Origin of the sequence: Paenibacillus sp. FSL F4-0125 (assembly GCF_038008565.1) — a bacterium.
GTDB lineage: Bacteria > Bacillota > Bacilli > Paenibacillales > Paenibacillaceae > Paenibacillus_AQ.
This window is the reverse complement of sequence record NZ_JBBOZJ010000001.1, coordinates 1054536-1076962: the sequence shown is the minus strand read 5'-3', so window position 1 is coordinate 1076962 and position 22427 is coordinate 1054536. Positions and strand designations below refer to the sequence as shown.

The 22427-nt window shown below is 44.9% G+C and carries 19 protein-coding genes and 1 riboswitch; all 19 genes read right to left on the bottom strand.

Going from position 1 to position 22427, the window contains the following annotated elements; genetic code table 11:
• Nucleotides 1-27: 27 nt before the first annotated feature.
• On the bottom strand, nt 28-1572 hold the full coding sequence (locus NST74_RS04730) for a glycosyl hydrolase (protein ID WP_081389889.1): 1545 nt from the start codon (nt 1570-1572) through the stop codon (nt 28-30).
• Nucleotides 1573-1584: 12 nt separating this feature from the next.
• A riboswitch (cyclic di-GMP riboswitch) is annotated at nt 1585-1664 on the bottom strand.
• A 136-nt stretch (nt 1665-1800) separates the two neighbouring features.
• Nucleotides 1801-3174, bottom strand: coding sequence for a sugar phosphate nucleotidyltransferase (locus NST74_RS04725; protein ID WP_076129262.1), 1374 nt, complete (start codon nt 3172-3174; stop codon nt 1801-1803).
• Between the two features lie 755 nt (nt 3175-3929).
• Nucleotides 3930-5270, bottom strand: a complete 1341-nt coding sequence (locus NST74_RS04720) for a UDP-glucose dehydrogenase family protein (protein ID WP_341110669.1) — start codon at nt 5268-5270, stop codon at nt 3930-3932.
• 4 nt (nt 5271-5274) lie between these two features.
• Nucleotides 5275-6375: a glycosyltransferase gene (locus NST74_RS04715; RefSeq protein ID WP_042124446.1), complete on the bottom strand. Its 1101-nt coding sequence runs from the start codon at nt 6373-6375 to the stop codon at nt 5275-5277.
• A gap of 61 nt (nt 6376-6436) precedes the next feature.
• Complete coding sequence (locus NST74_RS04710) at nt 6437-7576, bottom strand: glycosyltransferase family 4 protein (RefSeq protein ID WP_076119869.1); 1140 nt, start codon at nt 7574-7576, stop codon at nt 6437-6439.
• Nucleotides 7576-8763, bottom strand: a complete 1188-nt coding sequence (locus NST74_RS04705) for a glycosyltransferase family 4 protein (RefSeq protein WP_341110665.1) — start codon at nt 8761-8763, stop codon at nt 7576-7578. The genes NST74_RS04710 and NST74_RS04705 overlap by 1 nt, the downstream gene beginning before the upstream one ends.
• Nucleotides 8750-9607, bottom strand: coding sequence for a glycosyltransferase family 2 protein (locus NST74_RS04700; protein WP_341110664.1), 858 nt, complete (start codon nt 9605-9607; stop codon nt 8750-8752). The genes NST74_RS04705 and NST74_RS04700 overlap by 14 nt, the downstream gene beginning before the upstream one ends.
• Before the next feature lie 26 nt (nt 9608-9633).
• Complete coding sequence (locus NST74_RS04695; protein ID WP_341110662.1) at nt 9634-11019, bottom strand: lipopolysaccharide biosynthesis protein; 1386 nt, start codon at nt 11017-11019, stop codon at nt 9634-9636.
• A complete protein-coding gene (locus NST74_RS04690; protein ID WP_341110659.1) occupies nt 10985-12463 on the bottom strand; it encodes an O-antigen ligase family protein in 1479 nt (492 codons plus the stop codon). Before NST74_RS04690 ends, NST74_RS04695 begins: the two co-directional genes overlap by 35 nt.
• Nucleotides 12460-13233: a WecB/TagA/CpsF family glycosyltransferase gene (locus NST74_RS04685; protein WP_042124436.1), complete on the bottom strand. Its 774-nt coding sequence runs from the start codon at nt 13231-13233 to the stop codon at nt 12460-12462. The genes NST74_RS04690 and NST74_RS04685 overlap by 4 nt, the downstream gene beginning before the upstream one ends.
• Nucleotides 13230-14576: an O-antigen ligase family protein gene (locus tag NST74_RS04680; RefSeq protein WP_042124434.1), complete on the bottom strand. Its 1347-nt coding sequence runs from the start codon at nt 14574-14576 to the stop codon at nt 13230-13232. The genes NST74_RS04685 and NST74_RS04680 overlap by 4 nt, the downstream gene beginning before the upstream one ends.
• Nucleotides 14577-14585: 9 nt before the next feature.
• Nucleotides 14586-15521, bottom strand: coding sequence for a glycosyltransferase (locus tag NST74_RS04675; protein ID WP_341110657.1), 936 nt, complete (start codon nt 15519-15521; stop codon nt 14586-14588).
• A 25-nt stretch (nt 15522-15546) separates the two neighbouring features.
• A complete protein-coding gene (locus NST74_RS04670; RefSeq protein ID WP_341110656.1) occupies nt 15547-16239 on the bottom strand; it encodes a sugar transferase in 693 nt (230 codons plus the stop codon).
• 30 nt (nt 16240-16269) lie between these two features.
• The gene (gene galU / locus NST74_RS04665) at nt 16270-17160 is read right to left on the bottom strand and encodes a UTP--glucose-1-phosphate uridylyltransferase GalU (RefSeq protein WP_036676615.1); all 891 of its coding nucleotides are present in this window, start codon (nt 17158-17160) and stop codon (nt 16270-16272) included.
• Between the two features lie 149 nt (nt 17161-17309).
• A complete protein-coding gene (locus NST74_RS04660) occupies nt 17310-17951 on the bottom strand; it encodes a CpsD/CapB family tyrosine-protein kinase (protein WP_341110654.1) in 642 nt (213 codons plus the stop codon).
• Nucleotides 17935-18675 (bottom strand): YveK family protein, encoded by a 741-nt coding sequence (locus tag NST74_RS04655; protein ID WP_341110651.1) that lies wholly within the window; start codon nt 18673-18675, stop codon nt 17935-17937. Before NST74_RS04655 ends, NST74_RS04660 begins: the two co-directional genes overlap by 17 nt.
• Before the next feature lie 265 nt (nt 18676-18940).
• Nucleotides 18941-19576, bottom strand: coding sequence for a response regulator (locus NST74_RS04650; protein WP_036676623.1), 636 nt, complete (start codon nt 19574-19576; stop codon nt 18941-18943).
• A 23-nt stretch (nt 19577-19599) separates the two neighbouring features.
• Nucleotides 19600-21246, bottom strand: coding sequence for a sensor histidine kinase (locus tag NST74_RS04645; RefSeq protein ID WP_341110648.1), 1647 nt, complete (start codon nt 21244-21246; stop codon nt 19600-19602).
• 315 nt (nt 21247-21561) lie between these two features.
• Nucleotides 21562-22416 (bottom strand): helix-turn-helix domain-containing protein, encoded by an 855-nt coding sequence (locus tag NST74_RS04640; RefSeq protein ID WP_341110646.1) that lies wholly within the window; start codon nt 22414-22416, stop codon nt 21562-21564.
• Nucleotides 22417-22427: the final 11 nt, after the last annotated feature.

Here is a 22427-nt window from a genome sequence, read left to right as displayed (position 1 = left end):
TAAGGATCGACCTTTAATTTTCATCAATCAGGAGACATCCGGAAGAAAAAGCGCACTTGCTGGAACTGTCTCTTTAACTTGACTAGCACTTTCCCACATCAAGCGGACTCTCGCATCGCCTTCATTTTCGTAATACTCCACCTTGATATCATATAGCTGACCAGCCTTCAGCGTAATATTGCCCTTACGCTCAGTGCCACTTTGCTTCGTCCAACTATCAATCACAGATTCCCCATTCACCCAGACACGGATGCCATCATCTGATGTAGTGTAAAATGTATATTGTTCATCATATAAGGGCTTAACTTTACCGCTCCAACGTATGGAAAAACGATCAATCCCGAGGGCGGCATCCGGCGATCCTTGCCGCCAATTGAAATCGATTATTGCATCGGTTCTAATAAGAGCTGCTGCTCCCGATAGCTGCATGTTGTTGTAATACTCTCCTGCAAGCCCCTTCGCGAGAGGAATTGCTGCCTCTCCCTCTTCTTCGGGAGGTGCCGGTGCGGCGCTAGGTGTGGGTACCAAGCTATTATTTAATTTATCTCTAGTCAGGGTATAGCTGCTATTCATAAAAGTTTTGATTGTATCTGCACTGTTATTCTCATAAAGCATTTTTCCCCAGCTCATCATATAAGTCCATTTACTTTGTGATTGTTGAAGCTTCTCCAGATTAGGCATTTCACCATTTTCCCCGATCGCAATCGGTTTGCCCGCGGCTAGACTCAACAAGCTATCATAGTATTTTTGCTGGTAATCATTTTCGTATATGTCTGCTGCCAGGATATCTACTTTATCAGCTCCTGGATAAGTCAACGCATACGGATCTGACCAAACATTGGGAGCATTCGGACTCCATACCCATAACAAATTATTTAATTTATGAACGTTAACAAAACGGTCATACATAATATTCCAAAGTTTAGAAAAGTTATTTTTCTTCCCCCACCAGAACCAGTTCCCGTTCATTTCATGATAGGGTCTCCAAAGTACCGGGACGTTCGCATCTCGCAAGCTTTTTAGAGATACTGCCACCTTATCAAGTTCAGCAATCAGACTGTTATATTGCTTGGTACCCGGTGTAACGTAACTATCGAACTCACTTTGGCTAAGCGTTTTTTTTACATTATCCCAGTCATAAGAGGTGCCCGGCAGGTTAGCATGAAAAGTCATAGCTACGATCCCGCCCGCTTTGTTCCAGTTGATGGCGCTGTTTACCACATTTTGACGCTGCCAGGACATTGTTCCTTCAGACTGACCACTGATCGCACCCATTTCATAACCGTGAAGAGCTGCATACTGTCCGCTGGTTCCCTTCAGCATATTGTTAATTTCATCTGGACTTTCTAAATAGTCATGTTGGCCAGCAAGGATTCCTTTTCCTGAAATTGAGTAAAAATAGTTAAGCAGCTTTACGGCTTCAGGTGAGGCTCCCGGGGTAACTGGCGTTCCAGAATTTGAAGCAGCTATGACAACAGACGGCGAAATTCCAACAGTAAGCGGAAGTGCAGTCAGAAACAGGACGAGTGACAGAAATGCACCAAACAATCGATACGTACGGTAAGCTTTCAAAATAATCTCCCTTTCGGTAGCCAGGCTGCCACTCTTTCGAAGGCCCTATAGCTTTGCGTCCCTACCTTTCGATAGGTTTGCCTTTTCAATTTAAGAGAAATAATCTCTCTTACCGTAAGTATCGACGACAATTAATGATATATTTAGTGTTTTTATGACTTTTTTTGATAATTGAGTCAATTTACCTGTTTTAAGAAATTCCGAATTGGTTAAATAGATAGGTTAGACCTATGAAATGAATTGTTGTAGTTCTATATCATTCCAGTCTAAAGTAATACGAATATTATCTTCTTCTACTAATTCAGAACCCGTCTGTACCTCTATAAACTCAACATCCGTCAAAGCAAGGATTGCGTGCTTCGTTCCTTCCGGTATACGTACCACGTCTCCAGCCTTCACATTATGTTTTTTCTCATTCAGCACAATACTTGCTTCGCCGCTGACGATTGTCCAAATTTCACTACGCTTGCGATGTAACTGATAGCTGATATTATTCCCCTCGGATATAAAAATCCGTTTAGTCAGCACTTCATTGCCCTCGTCATATTTCACATAATCAATAACTTTGTAATGGCCCCAGCGGCGTTCCTCGTACATAGGTCTCTGTTCAAAGGTCTTCAGCACTTCTTTAATCCGTGGACTCTCGGCTTTATGGGTAACTAGAATCCCATCCGGGCTAGCCGCGATGATCAGATCCTTCGCACCAATTACCGTAATCGGAATATCCAGCTCATTTATCAAGCAAGTCCCCTCAGAATCCGCTGTCACAAAACCCTTGCCTACATGCTTGCTGCTCATTTCCTCTGTTAGCGTATTCCACGTTCCAAGATCCTTCCAGAATCCATCATACGGCTGTACCACAATATGTTCTTCTTTCTCCACCACTTCATAATCAAAGCTGATGGAAGACAATAGCTTATATTGCTTCTGCAATTCTTCGTATCCTAAAGGCAACCCTTTACGCTGCAAAATATCTAACAAGTACCCTAGACGGAAGGCAAATACTCCGCAATTCCACAATGCATTTTGCTCGATAAGCTGTTCTGCTTGTATGCGGTCTGGTTTCTCTTGAAAGTGACTCACCTTCATAAAACCGTTCTCCCCCGCCTCTTCTGTGGTAGGAATGATATATCCGTATTTCTCTGAGGCGTGTTCAGGAACAACACCCATTAGAGCCAGATTTGCTCCACTTTCTAACATAGTCCCTTCAAGCATAGCTATGGTATCGAAAAAGGATGCTTCTACATAAGGGTCAACAGGCAAAATCGCTACCGTCTCCGCTGGAGAAACACCTGCAACCGAATAAAGATAGGTAGCTGTTAAGGCGATAGCCGGAAAAGTATCCCGACGCTCCGGTTCAACGATAATCGGCACATGACTTCCCAGTTGGCTTTGTATCATTTCTACTTGGCCGCGGCCGGTGGCCAGATAAGATGATTCTGCCATCCCCGCTTCCTCCAGCTGTCTCCAGACACGTTGTACCATCGACTCCGGTTCACCTTGAGGGCTTTCAAGTACCTTTAGAAATTGCTTTGAACGTGAGTCGTTGGACAACGGCCATAACCGTTTACCTGAACCGCCTGATAGAAGTACCATTTTCATAGATGAACCCTCCTTGAATTATGGAAATCGAGCATATTTGAATTGTTATCAAAACGTTTGGCTTCCGTTTGGTGGTGGCTAGAATGGATTGTATTAAAAGCTATGTCTTTGTTAGGTAGAAACCACTCCAAGGGATTTTGGACTTCCGATCGCTGTTATCCTCAGATTTCCTGATTGAACCGCTTCTCGCGGTAGAAATCCGAGGATAGCATATGCTTTCGAAGCTAGCTTTCCTACGGAAATCTTTCGGGCGAACGCTAACGCTTCTACAGTTCCAAATTCCCTTTCCGTTCTTTACCTAACCAACTGCTTCTTAATTCCAATCCGTGCTGCACCGGGCTGTGCCAGCCGGAAGCAAGCACGTTTTTCTAAAGATTGGCTTCTGCTCCGGGGGAGGCAGCAGCAGCAACTGCAAGAACAACGGCAAGAGCAAGACTAGTTGCCACCACGGGACAAAGACAGAGACAGAGACAATGACAACTACAAATGCTACTGCTACTGCTACTGCGGTATATAATCAGAGTACTCTAACTTTATAAATTACTTAGAAACTTAAGATAAGGGAACGAAGTGGCGGAGGAGAATTTTGGAACTGGAGGAGCGATAGCGTCCGCCTTTGTCTGCGGATTTCTACCGCTATTAGCGGTTAAAATCAGGAAATCTGCAGACAACAGCGGCTGGAAGTCCAAACATTCTCTGGAGTCACGCCTCATCCTTAAATAGAAAAATCACAAGTTCAATCAATATAACTCAGATTAAACCGCTCCAGCCACACTAGCAGAATAACCGCTCAATCCACCCATCTGCGGGCGGCCGACAGAATGATAAACGAGGCCGGTACCCTCGATTTGCTCCTTGGAATACACATTGCGTCCATCGATCAGCACCCCATTACGCATGCTTTTCGCCAGCTGATGCAGATCAATGTCCTTGAGTAGGCTCCAATCGGTAAGCAGGCATACGGCATCGCTGCCCTCAGCCGCTTCCTCTGGCAGATTGCACCAACGAAGCTGCGGATGATCATATTGCTGCCTGAAATTTGTAGCTGCGATTGGATCATACAGTTTAACCGTAGCCCCTTCAGCCACCAGCGCCTCTACAATCTCTCTGGCGGGAGCTTCGCGGACATCATCAGTGTTAGGCTTGAAAGCAAGCCCCCAGATCCCAATCGTCGAACCGCGCAGACTGCCAAGTGATTCATGCAGCTTGGAGATGATCATAAACCGTTGTCCTTTGTTCACTTCGACTACAGATTTCAATAATTTGAATTCGTAATCGACGTTGCCCGCAATTTGAATGAGCGCATTAGTGTCTTTCGGGAAACAGGAGCCTCCATAACCGATGCCAGCCTGCAGGAAGGATGACCCGATTCTTTGGTCCATACCCATTCCTTGTGCTACTTCGGTTACATCAGCTCCCACTTTTTCGCAAATATTGGCGATCTCGTTAATAAAGGAAATCTTCGTGGCCAAAAATGCATTCGAAGCATATTTGATCATTTCAGCACTGCGTATATCTGTTACAAATACATTTTCTGTGAAACCCTTATGAAGCTCGCGCATAGTTGGTTCCAGCTCTGGATTATCGAGACCAATGACAATTCTATCGGGATGGAGGGTATCGCGAATCGCTGACCCTTCACGTAAAAACTCGGGAGCAGACACGATATCAAAAGTATGATGGGTAGACTTAGAAAGCATGTTGGAGATTTTCTCATTTGTTCCTACGGGAACTGTAGATTTTGTCATTATAATTTTGTGCCCTTCCATCGCTTTAGCGATTTCAACAGCTGCATTCTCAATGTAGGTTAAGTCTGCTTCACCATTAGGCAACGATGGCGTACCTACTGCAAGGATGATAATATTTGAACGACGCACCGAATCCTGCAGATCCGCAGAAAAGGATAATCGTTCCTCACGAAGATTCAGTTCAATCAGTTCCTCAATTCCCGGCTCATAGATGGGTGATTCCATCCGTTTCAGCTTCTTAATCTTTTCCTCGTCCTTATCCACACAGATGACATGATGTCCGCTCAGTGCAAAGCACACGCCAGATACAAGACCCACATACCCAGTACCGATTACTGTCAGCTTCATACAATCATCCTCCTTTTAGAAAATTGACGTAGGCCTGCTCAACATACTGCTTGAACTTAACCATAAACGCCTGCTCATCGAATTTACGTGCATGCTCCATAATTTGATCGATATCCCAAGCGTAGGACTCTACCTCGTAAATAGCCTTTAGTAGATCCTCCACTTCTTGATGCTGAAAGAACACACCATTTACATAAGGAATAATAGTATCTAGTGCACCACCTGCTTGATAAGCAATGACCGGTCTTCCCGCAGCGTTCGCTTCCAGCGGTGTGATTCCAAAGTCCTCTTCTCCCGGAAAAATAAATGCTCTACACTGTGCCATCATTCCGGTTACTTGCTCATCTTCTAGCCGGCCTAAAAACGATACATTGTCCTTAGCCATGCCTTCGAGACGTTTACGATCTGGTCCATCCCCTACGATGTACAGCTTAAGACCGTTACGGTTAAAAGCCTCTACAGCTAAATCAATCCGCTTGTAAGAAACAAGTCGAGATACTATTAAATAATAGTCACCAATGCTAGAAGAGCTTGTGAAACGAGCTGTATTAATCGGTGGAAATATGACATCTGCATCCCGGTGATAATAGTTCTGAATCCTAGTCTTCACTACTGAAGAATTGGCTACGAACTGATTCACATTTTTAGAAGTCCGCTGGTCCCACGATTTGAGCTGCTGCATGTATACCTTAAGCATTTTCTTGAACAACCCGGAATTCGACTGACGTTCCATGTAGGTGTCATAATCCCATGCAAAGCGCATAGGCGTATGGCAGTAACAAAGATGAAACGTATGTTTAGGAACTTGAATACTTTTCATAAAAGCACTGCTCGAACTCAGGACGATATCGAAACCGCGAAAGTCCAAATCACGGATGGCCATTGGGTAAAGTGGCAGCACCCCTTTAAAATTGGTCTTTACCCCCGGTATCTTTTGCAGCCAGGAGGCACGTATATCCGCATCTTTGAGATTGTCAGTAAGGCGGCTTCCGTTAAAAACCGTTGTGTAGATTGGAGCCTCGGGATACATGTGATGAAAGACTTCCACCACTCTTTCCGCGCCGCCCATTTGGATTAAGTAATCGTGCGCTATCGCAATTTTCATGTGAATCATCCTCAAAGTTTTATGGAGCATCATCTTCAGAATTACCGTGTCATCTCATCTGTCAGGTGCTCGCCAACAAACCTTTATAGTAGTCAACGATGTCCTTGACCGTATTCTCGATAACAAACTGCTCTTTCACTCGTTTCATCCCATTGTCCGCCATCCGCCGTCTTTCTTCTGGGTGATCCAGCATCCATTTAATGGAGTCTGCCAGTATCGCCGCGTCTCCAGGCTCTATCAGTAATCCTGTCTCACCTGGAACTACAATTTCTACCGGCCCGCCTTCATTGGAGGCAATCACCGGTAATCCTGCTGCCATTCCTTCAACGATCACTTGGCCAAAAGGCTCAGGAGTTACCGAAGTATGAATCAGTAAATCAGCGGTATTCATAAGGCCTTGAATATCATCCACATGCCCTAGCATGCTTACATTAGTAAGCTCGTCGTTTTTTATCTTTTGAAGCAATTCCTGCTTATAAGCCTCTTCTCCAAACAGAGCGTCTCCGGCCAGCCAGAACTTCACGCGAGGTTCGTTCTTAAAGCTTTTTGCGGCTTCCAGCACAATATGCTGGCCCTTCCAATGCGCCAATCGACCAACTAGCAATACGTTAAATTCCTTCTGATCCCGCATGCCGATCCCATTACCAATCGCTTTAGCGAATGCGGAGTATACGACCAGCGTTTTCTTCGAACGCGGCAGCTCCAAAGCATTCAGCGTAGAATGTGAATTCGCGATGACTCCATTTGGGAGCAGACGCGACAGTAAACGAATTCCTTTAGCAACAACAGGCTTTAAATAAGGAGCTCCAATATGGTCCCGGATGTGCCAAATCAATGGAACACCTGCTATTTTTGCAGCGATGGCTCCGTATAATGCAGATTTCAGAGAATTGGTGTGCACGCAATCTACCTTCTCCGCTTTTAAGAGCGGAGCAAGCTTACGACCGTAAGCCAATAGCTTGAAGGCTGCAGCAGGTGCTCCCAAGTTGACTGCATTTCTACCACGACTTCTGATGCTCTCATCTAGCGGAATAATACGGACATCCATTCCCTTTTCACGTAGCCGTTCAGCCAGCGCACCATCCTCGGCCAGGATTACAAGTGGATCAATCTGTTCTCCAATATGGGTAAGGATGTTAAATAGGGCAACTTCTCCACCACTCCATTTAGCAGTGTGATCTATATAGGCCACTCTAAGCATTACGTGGTCACCTCCTCTCCTAAGGCTTGCAGGAACACGGATTCTACTTGATCCGTAACATGCTCCCAGGTATATCTCTCCAGTACATGCTCTCTACATTCATCCCGGCTCGGAAGCAGCTTTCGATTGCTGAGCATATGGATCATGCCTTCGGCCATGTGGTCACTACTTGAACTCTTAAATAGCAATTCCGGCCGGAAGCCTTGCAGGATTTCCTTATTGCCGCCAATCGGCGTAGCCATCACTGGCAATCCTGAAGATAAGGCTTCAACGGTAATCAAACCAAAGCCCTCCAATGCCTGAGAGGGAACCACGAACATGTCCGCTGCCTGATAATAAGAGGCTAATTCATGATCGGGAATGTAGCCTAGCAGTCTTACCTTGTTGCTTAAGCCATAGTCGGCGATCTTTTCTTCAAGTTCCCCCCGCAGCGGCCCTTTGCCACCAATCAGCAACATCGCATTCGGGAAACGCTCCGCAACTTGCTTCCAAGCTTCAAGCAGCTGGAGTAGTCCCATCCGATTGACCAACCGCCGGACAGTCAGCACGGTTGTTGCTCCCTCAGGTAAATTTAAGCTTCGGCGAATCGCCAATCGATTCGTAGCGGGAATAAAACGTTCCACATTAGCTGCTCCTGGTATCACTATAATTTTGTGTAGAGGCACTCCGTGCAGCTTATGGAGAATATCGCGGAACGTCTCACTAAGCACGATGAACTTATCCGCTAGCTTATAAGCTCTATGTTCAATGGATTTGGCGATAGTTGTCTTGACCCGGTGCTTAATGCCTTGGCCTTCGATTTTCATTTCTTCATTCCATGGACCATGAAAAGTCATCACTACAGGAATCCCACGTTTTTTTGCTTCCAGTGCTGGACCAATACCGTAAGGAGCGAAGTGAGTGTATAAAATATCTATACGGCCACTGCCCTCTCCCATCAGATCGGCCGCTTTACGCTGGAAAGCATCCTTACGTTTCCAGATCCCATCCTTTGGATCTCCGGCATTGTGAATAATCAATTCCTCGGGTGTAGCAGGCGTTTCTTGACTGCAAATCAACGCATGCACCCGATTACGTGAGGAGAGTTGCTCGCAAACGGATTTGAAATACGTGTTAAGCCCACCCGGCTGTAGCGACGGCCAGCTAAGACCAGTCGTCATAATGTTCAATCCGTCACTGTACGGCATAGCTTCTCTCTCCTTTATTCTCCTTCTCAGTCTGACTCTTCTTCGCATTGTGCTGAGTCAGCTTTCCCGATCTAATTAATTCGTAATGCTTGAAGCCGACCATGAATTCATACATGACCCAGAATACGGATACACCGAAACCTGACATTCCCTTCTTGAACAACCCGTGTAAGAAATACTTTTGCAGGAAACGGGCTGGCGGTCTTACCAGCAGATGACTGACCCGAAATCGTTTGCCCTTGGCATACGCACTTTCAGCTTCCAAGTCAGTGTACTTATTGAAACGTGCCACATGATCGTTAATACTGCGGTACCCATAATGCCAGAGCGTTCCTGTCAAACGCATAGTTCGCTCTTCAGAGACCTCGGGCATTTCGTGCACCAAGCTGTTTCGAATGCCATAAGCTTTACGGTTGTAAAGGCGCACTAGATATTCGCCACGATCCAGCCATCTGCCCATAAAGTCGCCGATCCGATAGATAGAATAGGCAACCGATTGATCGATAAGCCCCGGTTTCAGTTCAAGAATACTTGCGGCCAACTCGTCGCTCACCACTTCGTCAGTATCAATAAGGAAGACCCAATCATGAACCGCGCGTTCTACTCCGAACTCCCTCTGTTTCGCATATCCGGGCCATGGGTTGACATATACTCGACAATTTAAGCTTTCAGAAAGCTGTACTGTCCCGTCCTTGCTGCCTCCGTCAATCACAACCACTTCGTCGGCGAATAACCTGCAGGATTGTATGGCCTTAGATATTCGAACTTCGTCATCCTGAGCGATAATGACAGCCGATATTGGATAATCGCCTTGGCCGCCTACCACGCTTTTTACTGAATCCATGAAGGTTTCCTCCTTTGTCTTTCGCATTATCCATTCATATCCATCGGTTTCTTGCGAATGTAAGAATTCATCGTCGTCTTCATCCACTGGATATCCTCCCTGGTAATGAGTAACCGTGGAAGTTTAACTTTTAAGGTGTACTTTATATTGAGAACAATGAAGAAGAATCGCAGGATTGATGATGACAACATCGCTATCCCTGCTCCGAGTAAGCCAAATTTAGGGATGAGCAGGAACAACATTGGGATAACCAAGAGTAAGCCGAAACCTTGAAGCATCGAAACAATTTTCGGCTTGCCTAGCGCCATAAAGGCCTGCGCCAGAATGATCGTCCCTCCGCTAATGGTCACTTCAAGGAGCAACAAGCGAAACACCGTTAATGCCGCATTGAAGTCTTTGCCGTACATCAGCGGAATCACTAAAGGGGCTAAGAGCATCAGGACTACTCCGCCAAACATGGTGAAGGTCGTACTTATTCGGAAGGCTTTGAATGTTAACTCAACTGCCTGTTCTTTTGACAGCTCAGAAGCCTTAGGAAACAACACGACCGTAATCGAGCTTGAGAAAAAATTAACCATTCGCGATAGACTCACAGCCACTACATACAGCCCCAGATCAGCAGGTCGTAACAAACCGGCAATTACGATCTGATCGATATAGGTGGAGAAATTGCCAAGCAAGTCATTGCCGTAAGAACCCAGCCCGTAAGTGAATAATCTTTTTAAATTCTGAAAGGCCCCTCTCATCTTCACCTTATAGGTGCGAAGCAAGGAAATCGTCATTCCGATAAACAGCGGCGCTCCCGGAAGGAGATAGGCAACTGCAGTTGTAAAAGGATTCATCTGATCCAGCGCGATCAATATCCCAATCATTATCAGTGTAAGCAATGGGACTAGATAGCGAATCCAATTAAACCTCTTGTATTCTCCTCTGAATTGAAAAGCTGCATTGTTAATTTGAGAGATCACTATAATCGGACACAGAATCATAGAACACTGAGCAAAGGTCACGACCTCCGGACTGAAGGATTTCAGCCAGTAAGGCAAGACCACGATACCAATAATCATCGCTATGACCCCAAAAATGATACCAAGCAGCAATGCCATACGATAAAGCACTCCGGCATCATCCGGGTTTTTCTTAGCGTTATAGATCAGAGCTGACGGAATCCCAAAGCTCATGCTAAACGCCAGAAACTGTGACCAGTTAATCATTGCCGTCTGTTCCCCACGCCCTGTCGGCCCAAGATAACGGGCGGTCAGTACACCCGTTAACATGTTAATCAGTAGGATCATGACACTGACAAACATAGTTTTTACGGCTGCCGAGCTGTTGTCCTTACTCTTTGTGAACATTCTAAAGGATGACCAGATTGTTCTAGTGGGGAGAGACTTTGCATTCAACTGCTGCATACGGCGTTCCCTTCCTTCTACTCTGAGTAATCTCCCTTGCGCTGAGGCCAAGACCGATTAGCATCCAGATTAAGTATCCCTTGAGTCCGGGAAACCCATTATCTGACACCAGACTGACTATCGCACCGGTCCAAGTAGCTAACGCAAGTCGGGCGTATGGCTGCAATTGGTCCCTTCTGATTACTCTAGCGAATATCTGTTTGACAACTGCGCCTAAAGCTCCGAAGAAGAAAATAGCACCCAGAACACCAAAGGTTAGCAGTAAGGCGATAACTCCGTTATCCATAATTCCATACTCTCCAAGCTCACCGTCGTTACCAAGCTTAGTCCCTTGACCTACACTACCAATTCCCTGACCTACTGGATTGGCGGCGACCATCGGCAGCATGTTTTGCCATAAACTTAGTCGTTCATTATAAGAGTGATCTTCCTGAACAGAAGAAAGTGTCTCTACCCGAGCAACCAGTCCTTCGGCACCAGGCAATTTCGGTACCACCCAGAACAACGCAGCAGCCACAAAAACTAATTGGATCAAGGTTTTCCATTTTCCCTTAGAAGGAGAGGTTCCAATGTACATGAGCAACATCACCAGAAGTATCAGCCATGCCGCGCGTACTAAGGTAGTCAGAAGGCAAATTACAACCAGCAGAACACCAATCCAGCGCAATGTTCCCCGCCATTTTTTCTCCAGTATCATTGGAACTAAAGCAAATGCTAAGAATGTTGCAGCCGGACCCGGTGAGTTGAGTGTGGAGAACACTCGAATTTCCAATGGATATGGATTTCCGATGGACATCATGTCCGCATGTTTCATCCAGAACACATCCCAGGGTGGCACCGTCAAATACTGAACGATCCCGTAAATGGCAACTAGGACGGCAATATTGGAAAAAGCCTTAAGCAATCGATCGATATCCCTCGGCTTGAACTTTGTGACGGCAAAGTACGGCAATAGCAGCAGTGGCACAATATAATTCGCTAAGTCATAAACTGAACCCATACCATTCTTGGCCAAGCCGATTAAAGCTCCATAACCCAGCGCAACTGCGAACAGTAACATGATCCGCGTGGAGGCTTTTTGAATATTGTGAATCTCCTTCAGCAGCGGAATAATCAAGGTTACACCGGTTAACAAGGGGGCTAAACTTAGCAAGGATACAGAGTGATACACTCCTTCTGACCAGTCAGCAATGCGGCGTAGCTCTGGAGCAACTGCCCAGATTAGCAAGGTATACGCAACCAGCATTTTGGGTCTAAGTATGGCTAACAAGAAGGCTGGGAATAGGATGGCTGAGAGAATGGCTCCCTGCAGACTGTTCGATGAACTCAGCAGCGCACTGGAGAAGCCGATGATCAGCGGAAGAGAGACACCTACAGCAACAGTTCCCCCTGTTATACCAGCTGCCTTGATAAACCTAACAGATGGGGGCGTAAATACACTCATTCCAAGCCTCCTTCCTTCACCTTATCCCGCTTGCGCAGTTCCTTAAGTAATAAAAGTAGAAATTGTGCATCATCTACAAGATATCTTTTCCAGAGCCGACCCGGCTCCTGGCTAAGCCGCCAGAACCATTCGAACCCTGTTTTTTGCATGAAGCTAGGCGCTCGTTTCACTGAGCCTGATAGAAAATCAAAGGTCGCTCCCACTCCGATCGATATCGGAGCTTGATAAGAGGTATAGTGGCGATAAATCCACTTTTCCTGCTTAGGCGCTCCTACACCAACAAACACGATATCTGGCTGGCACTCAGTCAGCATCTCTATAATGCGTTCATTCTCCTCCTCATTGTGCTCGAATCCATAGGATGGAGAATAACAGCCAACCACATTTATTCCGGGATGCGCTGTTTTCAAATTCATCGCTGCCCGTTCCGCCACGCCTTCAGCTGAGCCTAAGAAGAACAGCCGATACTTCCTTTGCTCAAAGGCGTTGCCCAATCGATTAAATAGATCCGCTCCGGATACCTTTTGCTTAAGCGGCTTGCCTAGCATTTTGGATGCCCAGATCAGTGGCATTCCGTCAGCAACAACTGCGCCTGCCTTCGAATACACCGTTTGAAATTCTTTATCCTTACGAAGCTTGATCACATGGTCTACATTGCAAGTGAGGATATAAGACTGATTCCTCTCCTGAATGGTTTTATCAATGTAATCAAGCAGATCCATAAAATCATAATTATCAAAATTGACATCGAACATATTCACTTGATTCATCGTATCACTTCTTTTTGTGGGGAATCGGTTGGCTGTGAAGATCGATACAGGCAGTTCAGGTACCAACAGAACGGAATAATAAATTGGACCGTCGACAGCGTGTTATCGGAGAATGAGTAGATTAAAAACGCTGCAATAAATAACAGATAATAAGGTTTGATCGGCGGAGCCAATGCTCTGTACACCAGAATAAATACAGCCAATAAAGAGAACATCAACAGAATAGCGCCAATATATCCCCCATCGAAGTAAAAGCGGATATACTCGTTGTGCGGAACTACAAAACCCTTGTACAACGTTCCATCATTTGCTACCGTAACTGCTCCAAGCCCTCTGCCAGACCAAGGAGAATCCGCAGCCTTATTTAAGAAATACTCCCATGCCTCCGACCTTCCTGATAAATCAACAGCCGTATCTGTCTGTCTCTCAAAGGAACGTTTCTCAAAATTATCGAGCTGCCAGAAGACGGCGACCATAATCAGGAAAAATGCACCCAACAACGGAATTAGCAGATAGGTTCTGCCCTTCAAATATTGACGAAGAATATCATAGAAGTAATAGAGAACGGTAAGTCCAAGTGCCAATATAGGCCCTCTTGTTCCTGTTCCAATCAAGATAAAGAAATTTAGAACTAACATGATATAGAAAAAGCGTGCTTGCTGCGGATTCCTCTTCACCTCTATAAATGGAATCGCTACTCCCATAAAGGCCAGCATCGCTAGATGCGCAGGAATATTAGCTCCCTGAATCCGTACAGCGCCTGTATACTCGATGTTGAGAAAATTATGAACATGCGCAAGCTGCAGCAACAAACCAACCACTACGCTAACAAGGGGAAGCATACAGATAATTTTGATTTGCAGCTCGGCTACATTCTTTTTCCAGTTAATTAATAAAAATACGAATGGAATAGATAGACCGATAAAAGCTTTAACAGCAATGGATGAGGTCATTTCTGGCAGCCAAATCGAAGATCCAAAGGTAATCACTAGAAGCGCCACCATTGCCCACAAGGGGTGACTCAGACGAAACCGCAAACCATTGACCAGAATACAAGGAACAAGCAGCATCACGATAACCAATTTATAAAGTGACAGTATTTCCATTCCGAACATGCTGCCATCATATAAAAAGTTAATCGATATTGCCGTCGTTATTAAAACGAAATAACTGATCCACTCCGGCCGTGAAATCGAGATTCCCAGCAAAATAATCAGAAGCACGGCAGCTATCGCAATCATCGGCTGGTAGATGACCGCCGTTCCAAAGAACAGGGCCGACATGAGATAGAGCATCCCGTATGGCAAAACATTTAATTTGGAGCCCCACTCAAAATTAGTCATGTTAATCCCTCACCCCGCTGCGGAATGCCTCTCCCGACCCAGAATCATATGAAGCGTTCCACGAATACTCTCCAGCCTGCATTTGTTCAAAAGTCTTCTCCCTTTGCTTCGTGAAAGAATAGAATCAGCCAGGATATACACGAGCTTAGCAGCTGTTTTTCCCATTAGAAGCAGCTTGCCTTTTATTCCTTCGCTTTTCATAGCATTTGAGATTCCTTGGCTATAATACCGCCTCATGATCCAATCTTCCGTCAAACGAGCCGCTGGAACAAAATGATCAACGGCCATTTCCGGATGATAAAGAATGGAATGCCCTTCTTTTTGAATCTGTCCGAATAACCAGGTCTCTTCCCCAGAGAGGAGAGAATCTCCCTTCCTTCCTAGGTCTAAAGGAAAAAGACTGATGTCGAAAACAAGCTTCCGCATTGCCATATTGGCTCCACAAGGGTGAAGCTGCTTGGGATATTCCTTAATCCGGCTGCCTAAGTCAACAATGGTATATGGAAGTTCGAAGGGCTTAATCAACCAATCCGGACGTTTACTTTCGAAGATAGGAGAGATTTTGCCTCCCATAGCCATAACCTCCGGTTTACTCTCAAAAGTACTGACAATCGTTGTAATCCAACTCCGGCAAGGTATCGCATCATCATCTAGGAAGGCGATCAACTGGGATTTGGAAGCCAGAATCCCTGTATTCCTAGCCGCTGAAAGCCCCTGTATAGGTTCCATCATGTAGCGGATATCCACATCAGCTCCATGGGTTCTTATGAACTTTTTGACGCACGCTTCAGTATCATCCTTGGAACAGTTATCCACAACAATGATCTCCGCCTGCTCTAAGTAATCCAACTTTAAAAGTGACTGAAGCGTCTTGATCAATAAAGGTGCTCTGTTGTAGGTACAGATGATAATGGAAAGCTTAGGAACGTCTCCGTATTCACGCATCGGCATTCACCTAATTTCCACATTATTAATAAGCATCTTTTGAACCGAGTAACATCAGCCCAGTTTTAACAATGATTTTTAGATCCAGCATGGTGCTCCGAATATGAATGTAGGTTAAGTCCAGCTGAACCATTTCGTCGAAGCCCACACTGTTTCGGGCATTTACTTGCCAATACCCGGTACAGCCTGGTGTAACCGTCAAACGCTGTTTGTCATAATCCGTATATTGAGCCACTTCTTCTGGCAGTGGAGGACGAGGACCAACCAGGCTCATTTGCCCTATCAGCACATTCCACAGCTGAGGTAGCTCATCGATGCTCGTCTTGCGCAAAAATCTCCCGATCTGTGTGATCCGAGGATCGTTCTTAATCTTGAACATTGCACCGCTCACTTCGTTATAGGCCATCAGGTTTTCCTTTAACTCCTCAGCGTTGCTAACCATGGATCTGAACTTATACATAGGGAACTGCTTTTCATTCTTGCCAACCCGGTTTTGCCGAAAGAACACTTTACCCTTCGGATCTTCCAGCTTGATCAGAATCGCCACGACAACAAATAATGGCATTAACACGAGAAGACCAAGAGCGGAAAAAAAGATATCGATCATCCGTTTCATTATCAGATAGGATTCCGCTTCTTTCCTTCTCTCATCGGTATGCAGCATGTAAAGTTTCGGCAGGACCGCCTCGTAGTCTTCCGGCAGTTTTTGCATGCTCATCCTCCTCATCTAAAATTTTGCGAACTCAACTTAACTACTCAAGCTGGTTTGTCCCATTTTATTCAGCCATTCCGACATTGCGTCCATTACCGGATAGCGCAAATCTTCGCTCTGCAGTGCAAATTCAAGTGTGGTCAAAATATATCCAAGCCGCTCGCCGACATCATATCTTGTTCCGTCAAAATTATAGGCATATACCCGTTCGCTCTGATTCAGCTTCTGAATAGCATCTGTCAACTGGATCTCTCCGCCAGCGCCTTCTTCCATCAAATCGAGATACTTAAAGATCTTCGGAGTAAACACATACCGGCCCATGATCGCCAGATTGGAAGGTGCCGTACCAAGTGGCGGCTTCTCTACAAAATTGTTAACCCGATACAATTTACCGTCCTGCAAATCCGGTTCAATAATACCGTAACGATTCGTGAATTCATCAGGAATCTCTTGAACTCCGATAACCGAGTTTTGTGTTTCTTCATATTGATCGATCAGCTGCTTAAGGCAAGGTACGGCTCCTGTGACGATATCATCGCCTAACATGACACCGAATGGCTCATCTCCGATAAATCGTCTTGCACACCATACGGCATGACCCAGACCCTTTGGTTCTTTCTGGCGGATATAGTGAATTTCTACTTTGGCTGAACGCTGAACCTCTTTAAGCAGATCCAGCTTTCCATCTTCCAGAAGCCTAGACTCCAGCTCAAACGCATTGTCAAAATGATCCTCAATGGCTCTTTTACCTTTACCAGTAACAATGATGATATCTTCGATACCGGAAGCAATAGCTTCCTCCACAATGTATTGAATCGTTGGTTTATTGATAATCGGAAGCATTTCTTTAGGCATGGCTTTCGTTGCAGGAAGAAAGCGCGTACCTAGTCCTGCCGCGGGTATGATTACTTTTTTCACTTTTTTCATCGCACTTTACCTCCTAAAAGTTTTGTAAGCATTAGCTTCAATGATTTCACTTCGTACAAAACTCACTTCGAAAGCATAAACTTAAGTTTTGTAAGCATTAGCTTCAATGATTTCACTTCGAGCAAAACTCACTTCGAAAGCATAAACATTTACTTCGCCTGGTTCATGGCAATTCCGATTAGATTAGAGCCGGTCTGTTCAAGCAGCGTCTTCGCTTTGCGAATCGATTCCCGTTTGGACTTTCCGTATCTGGCCACTAGGATTACGCCGTCCGCTTGTGGTGCCAATATACGAGCATCACTGAAATCGACAGCCGAAGGTGAATCCAGTAGGATCAGATCGTAGTTTTCTTTTAGTTCCTCGAGCAAAGCGGTCATTTTAGGGTTACCTAGCAAATCCGGCGGACTAACCTGAGTCTTACCCGCCGGGATGACCGAAAGATTGGCCAGATTTCCGAGGACAGCGATGTTATCCGCTTCCTCTTGCCCACTTAAATAAGCCGCAAGCCCGTCACTACCCTCTACTTCAAACACTGTATGAAGACCGGGATGTCGCAAATTGCAGTCCACCACCGCTACCTTCTTCCCATCCTGGACGAAAGACACCGCCAGATTCGACAAAATCGTTGTCTTGCCTGCTCCAGCTTCTGCTGACGTAAAGAGCAGCACTTTTCCTCCGCTATCCTGTGCTAGTCCAAGGTGGCGTATATATGTGCGTAGCGATCGGAACGATTCCGAGATATGCGAGGATGGATTAACGTCTGTAACCAGACCCTTATTTAGCCGCAACATAAGCACCCTCCTTCACTCTTGTGTTGCCGCCTGCCGCCTTACCCAAATCGCGTTTACGAATGGTTGCGATCGAAGCAATTACCGGAAGACCAAGGTCATATTCCGCTTCCTTTTCAGACCTTAATGTGCCGTTAAGTGTTTCCATCAGCAAAATAATTCCTAGAGCAGCCATAAGCGATACAACAAAGCTTATAATCAGATTCATCGCAAACCCGCCGTTCGAGGGCCCTGGAACATCAGTCGGATCGGCCGGTGTCAGCAAGGTAACATTGTCTACCCTCATCAGCGATGGCAATACACGAATGAATGTCTGCGAAACCGCATTTACAATCCCGGCAGCTTTCGTGTAGTTTTCATCCTGTACATTTAGGTTGATCACCTGACTCTTCTCTGAAGTTTTAATCTCAAGCTTCTGGCTTAGTTCATCAGCCGTCAGACCAAACTCCGGGTGATTTTCTATTACGCTTTTCATGATGGTCGGTGATTTCATAATTTCCTTGTAACTCTCAATTAAATTCAGGCTAAAGCTCAAATCGTTAAGATTGTTGCTCTCGGGAGCCTTGGCAATGTTGTTGACAAGCAACTGTCCGGAAGCGGAATAGACGGGTTCAACGAAGTTTTTACTAACATAGTAAGTCGTAGCACAGGAGATCAAAACGAACACCATGATGAGCCAAAACCTTTTTTTAATCAGGTTAATGTAATCCAGAATCGTCTTTTCCACAGTAACCCTCCTTCCGCATAAATTACATTCTGAAATAATTCATGAAAGTTTCAGTTGTTGCTTTAATTCTATCAATCCACATCATTCGCCACATGGGTCATATCATTACTTTCCTGTTCACTTTGGAGTAAGTTGTTTTACACCGTAAGAGGGGGTGATGGTATACTTTAGTACCATGTTTAGGGCTAATTTAAATTTTGACGCACAAAAAAACACGGACATCCTGTCCGTGTTCATGTACAATACTTATGAATTATTTCAATTTTCACTCATAAGACATTTCATATTTGGTTAAACCGACAGCATTTGCATAAAGCGCTGCCTGTGTACGATCAGCCACCTGTAATTTTGCTAAAATCTGACTGACATGCTTCTTCACCGTAAATTCGCTAATGAAAAGGCGTGAGGCAATTTCTCTGTTGCAAGCGCCCTGTCCCAACTCGATCAGAACTTCCTTTTCTTTGGGTGTCAATTCATCCGTTGGGCTGCTTCCGCTCATGCGCATTTTATCTTCCATCAGACCAGGATCGTAATACTTCCTGCCTTTGTGCACTAATTGAATAGCAAATAGTAACTCCTCCGGCAGCGCCTCTTTCAGTACATATCCATCTACCAGCACCTCTTCAGCCTTCAGGAAATCTTCTCTGCTCGCAGATGACGTCAACAGAATGAACTTACTAACGATACCACGAGCACGTGCTGTCTTGATGACATCCAACCCCGATTCATCTGCTAGCTTTAGATCAATCAGTACGAGATCAGGCTGCGTCTCCTCAATCACAAGAAGCGCTTCTTGACCATTCGTTGCCTCACCCGCAAACTGCACATTCGGTTGCATGGAAATGACAGATGCCAGTCCTCTTCTAACTAAAGGATGATCATCAACAATGACGATTTTCACAGAAACGACCTCCCGCCTAAAGTTTATGCATTCTTTAATTCAGCTATACCGACAGGAATTGAAATTATAATTCTTGTTCCTGAACTTTCATTACTGGACAACTGAAAGTCGCCACCGAGCGACTGGGTCAAATATTGCATATTCTTCATGCCTAGCCCGCTTACACTATCTTCGGATTCAATCCATAACAAATCAGTATCAAAACCAACACCATTGTCACAAATCAATAATCGGATCCAAGTCGGCTTCAGAGATAGCTCTACATCCACTCGACTGGCAGCGCCATGCCTGATGGCATTTCCAGTGGCTTCGGAGATAATCCGAAAAAGCGCCTTGTGGTAAGGATAAGGGAGACTAAAATCATCTCCCGTTATTTTTAAATCAATATCAACATCATTTAATCTGGATAAGCTCTTCAAATGTGATCTTACCATGCCCAACCATGTAGGCCCGCCGCTCTTCTTGGAGCTAAGACTGTAGATCGTGATCCGCAGTTCTTTAGCAACCTTGGTAGCAGAGTCATGAATAAGCTCAATTTGTTCTTCTAGCTCATGATCTGACATTCTCTTCCACGATTCCTTTAGCGAATGCGTCGCATACACAATGCCAAAAAGGCTCTGCGATACACTGTCATGCATTTCATCCGCAATCCGGTTCTGTTCGTTCGTGATGATCAACCGGTTCTCGATCACACCAAGCTCATGCCTTTCAAGAATATTCGCACTTAGCTCAGATAAGAATATCAATTGTTGAATATACCATCTGCGGCCTTCCAGCCCCTCTGCAGACTCCAGCCTGAGTCCAATCATCCCTACAAAACGGGTGCTCATCCGTACAGGCATCAGCAGGAAATCTCCTAATCCCGGAAGATTTCTAAAAATAGGCTCTCGCTGCAATCTCCATTCATGCTCATGTTTTCCCAGCTCTGAGAATAGGAACTGTTCCTCTTCCTGCTGCCAGCCGGTCTGCCTGCTCTGCGGAGCTGGTTCTCCGCTTTTCTTGGCGAACCAAAACAAAGCCTTGTCTAGCTTCGTTAGCTTAACAACATAATCGGTGATCACTTGACCGATATTCATGAAATCATGTTGGCTTGAGGTTTCCACGATATGGTACAGCGATTTGATATGCTCCATCGTCTCTTTCGTGCGAGCATTCGATTCTTCACGTTGCCGCTTCATCCGATTAACGATCTGCATTATTATAACCGTAAGTACCAGTGTTAGAAACAGATTCCCATTTACAAATACAATTTCCAGAAAAGTTTTGTTCGCAGAATTGATAACAAAATAACAAAGCACCGCGAAAATACTGATGTAACTTAAGAGCAGCGACCATCCAAAATAAATGGACAATGAGCCCGCAGCAATCAATACAGGGTTTAGCACATAGAGCCTAAACGAACTCTCGTATCCACCGGTAAACAAGGTCAATGCAATAATTCCCACCATCTCTACACTAACAGCCAGGACGAGAGTCTTTGGCCTGCTTCGTAACCTCCGATAACAAAATGAGAACGTTTGTGCAAACAGAAAGAGTATGGCAATAACAAGGCATTTATAAATTACGGAAGGTCCCGTTTGATCTAGAAGATACATGAGCGATGTGAGGGACAAAGAGAAGTACCTGTAATACGCAATCAGTTTGTCTTCTGCAGTTGGCTTGATTCTCATCCCACCACCCTATTCTCCAGTTTTTTGGAAAATGCGAGATTGTACTGTGTTCGATAAAAGCATCATACATGAGAAAAATCACAATAACAAGTTGACATTCTCCATGTTTGCGCTTCCATTTGAAAAATAGTTACAAAAAATTTATTATTTTTTAGAAGGATTTATTCCTAAATTCTGGTATTTATTCCGTTATAGTTAATAAGAACTAACATATATATGTAAAATACATCCATTATTTTCAACATAACTTATAAAACGACACCATTATACAAATTAAAATAATTGTCAATGGGACTCTAGTAGAGTCATGTCGTTTTATATGTTGCTTCGGCAAAGCTGCGGCGCGATCCCCATATATTTTTTAAATAAACGTGAAAAATAGAACGGATCATTATAATGAAGCATATCAGAGATTTCTTTCACTTGTAATGAGGTGTTGAGAAGCAGCTTTTTAGCCTCTGCCATTTTAAGACGGTGAATATATTCATGAAGCGGATAACCGCTACTACGACGAACAAGACGACGAAGTGTAGACATCGAAATATGATGTTTAGCCGCGATTTGTTCTAGGTCCATTTCACCATAAATGCATAAATTCAGGTCCTCACGGATTTGACGCATATAATCTGCCTGGGCATTCCAACTTTTTTCTTCTATTATAAATGAACACTCCAATAGCATTCTTTCAACGAGTAATGCGGCCCGATCCGCATCTGCAGGTTCTCCACTCTCCATACGCTCTAGCACTTCTTCAAATAAGGTCGAAAGACCCATGATCGAATTTGCTTGGAACACATTCCCGCCAGCAATTAGACCCGACTCCAGCCATTCCGATACACGTGTCCCATTAAAGTTAATATAATACTCATCCCAGCTCCCTCCAGATGGTGGACCGAAATTGTAACTGTATCCTGGGCGAAAAAAGAATAAGCTGCCTTCACGCACCTGCTGTTCTTTCCCCGAAGTTTCCATATAGGTGCCGCCACCTGATACTATGTAAACAATTGCCCAGTGTTCAAAGATTACGCCCGACCGGAATAACGTTCTTCCCGGCAAATGACCGGCTTGTCCTACTCTTATATTTTTAAGCTTCAGCTTGGAGGACTCAACCTTCGGATCAATAATTCGTATTGGATATGGACTGATCATATAATCCATGTGCTTGGACATTATAGACATTC

Coding starts and splice junctions, on each gene's coding strand:
- NST74_RS04725 (WP_076129262.1), bottom strand. CDS start 3,174: ATGAAAATGGTACTTCTATCAGGCGGTTCAGGTAAACGGTTATGGCCG.
- NST74_RS04720 (WP_341110669.1), bottom strand. CDS start 5,270: ATGAAGCTGACAGTAATCGGTACTGGGTATGTGGGTCTTGTATCTGGC.
- NST74_RS04715 (WP_042124446.1), bottom strand. CDS start 6,375: ATGAAAATTGCGATAGCGCACGATTACTTAATCCAAATGGGCGGCGCG.
- NST74_RS04710 (WP_076119869.1), bottom strand. CDS start 7,576: ATGCTTAGAGTGGCCTATATAGATCACACTGCTAAATGGAGTGGTGGA.
- NST74_RS04705 (WP_341110665.1), bottom strand. CDS start 8,763: ATGCCGTACAGTGACGGATTGAACATTATGACGACTGGTCTTAGCTGG.
- NST74_RS04700 (WP_341110664.1), bottom strand. CDS start 9,607: ATGGATTCAGTAAAAAGCGTGGTAGGCGGCCAAGGCGATTATCCAATA.
- NST74_RS04695 (WP_341110662.1), bottom strand. CDS start 11,019: ATGCAGCAGTTGAATGCAAAGTCTCTCCCCACTAGAACAATCTGGTCA.
- NST74_RS04690 (WP_341110659.1), bottom strand. CDS start 12,463: ATGAGTGTATTTACGCCCCCATCTGTTAGGTTTATCAAGGCAGCTGGT.
- NST74_RS04685 (WP_042124436.1), bottom strand. CDS start 13,233: ATGAATCAAGTGAATATGTTCGATGTCAATTTTGATAATTATGATTTT.
- NST74_RS04680 (WP_042124434.1), bottom strand. CDS start 14,576: ATGACTAATTTTGAGTGGGGCTCCAAATTAAATGTTTTGCCATACGGG.
- NST74_RS04675 (WP_341110657.1), bottom strand. CDS start 15,521: ATGCGTGAATACGGAGACGTTCCTAAGCTTTCCATTATCATCTGTACC.
- NST74_RS04670 (WP_341110656.1), bottom strand. CDS start 16,239: ATGAGCATGCAAAAACTGCCGGAAGACTACGAGGCGGTCCTGCCGAAA.
- galU (WP_036676615.1), bottom strand. CDS start 17,160: ATGAAAAAAGTGAAAAAAGTAATCATACCCGCGGCAGGACTAGGTACG.
- NST74_RS04660 (WP_341110654.1), bottom strand. CDS start 17,951: ATGTTGCGGCTAAATAAGGGTCTGGTTACAGACGTTAATCCATCCTCG.
- NST74_RS04645 (WP_341110648.1), bottom strand. CDS start 21,246: ATGAGAATCAAGCCAACTGCAGAAGACAAACTGATTGCGTATTACAGG.
- NST74_RS04640 (WP_341110646.1), bottom strand. CDS start 22,416: ATGTCCAAGCACATGGATTATATGATCAGTCCATATCCAATACGAATT.